Source organism: Nocardia niwae NBRC 108934 = DSM 45340, assembly GCF_001613465.1.
Classification (GTDB): domain Bacteria; phylum Actinomycetota; class Actinomycetes; order Mycobacteriales; family Mycobacteriaceae; genus Nocardia; species Nocardia niwae.
On record NZ_BDCK01000097.1, the window covers coordinates 1 to 847 of the forward strand.

An 847-nucleotide genomic window follows, 5' to 3' on the forward strand; every position below is an offset into this window, starting at 1 on the left:
AGTCGGGTGGTGTGCCGGGTCAGCCGGTTCCTGGTCAGGCGGGTGAGCCGGTGCCGGGTGGTCCGGGTGGTGTGGTGGCTCCGCGGGTGGAGTCGGCGCCGGGTCCGGGTGGGGGTGCGGGGCGGGAGGAGGAGCGGGAGCCGGAGCCGTTGGTGGATCCGGAGGTGGTGGCGGGTGTGCTGCCGATGGCGGGGATGATGGCGATGGGGATGTTGCCGATGATCGCCTCGGCGTTGGCGGGTTTGGGCAGTGGTGGTGGCGGTGGTGGGGGTTCGGCGCCGGTGGCCTCGGGTGGGGTCGATGGTTCGGGTGCGGTGGGGATGTCGCCGGAGGCGGCGCGGGCGATGGATGTGTTGAAGCAGTTGGAGGGGGTGTACGGGGAGGGGGATCCGTCGGATCCGCAAGTGCGGGAACTGCCGCGGCAGTCGGGGGGTTCGCCGGGGAGTGGGTCGACCACGCGGGCGATTCGGGCCAAGCAGTTGTTCCAGCGCAACGCGGCGAAGGCGTTCAACAATGTGGACAACCAGTTGGTGTCGTATATGCGGGGTTTGAAGGGGTCGAACAAGGTCGACAAGAAGGCGATCATCGGGTTGGTGCGGGAGGTGAATGTGGCGTTGGCGGAGTTGGGGCCGCAGGCGTACACGAAAGCCGGGCAGCAGAAAGTGCATCAGATCCTGACCGCGGCGTTGCAGAAAGCACACGCGATCGTCTCGGGGGGCAACGCCACCTCCAGTGACACCGCTGCCGCGATCAACCGGTTGACCAAGCAGTACCTGTACAACATCGCGGGCAAGAACCCACCCACCGGATCCACCGGCACCAACGGCAGCACCGGCACGAACGGCAG

Annotated in this window: 1 protein-coding gene; it reads left to right on the forward strand. The window is 67.8% G+C overall.

Translation table 11 applies throughout. The features are described 5' to 3' along the window. Positions 1-847 (forward strand): DUF4226 domain-containing protein (locus NNI01S_RS32990; protein WP_157115184.1); only part of this gene is annotated, 847 nt, incomplete at both ends.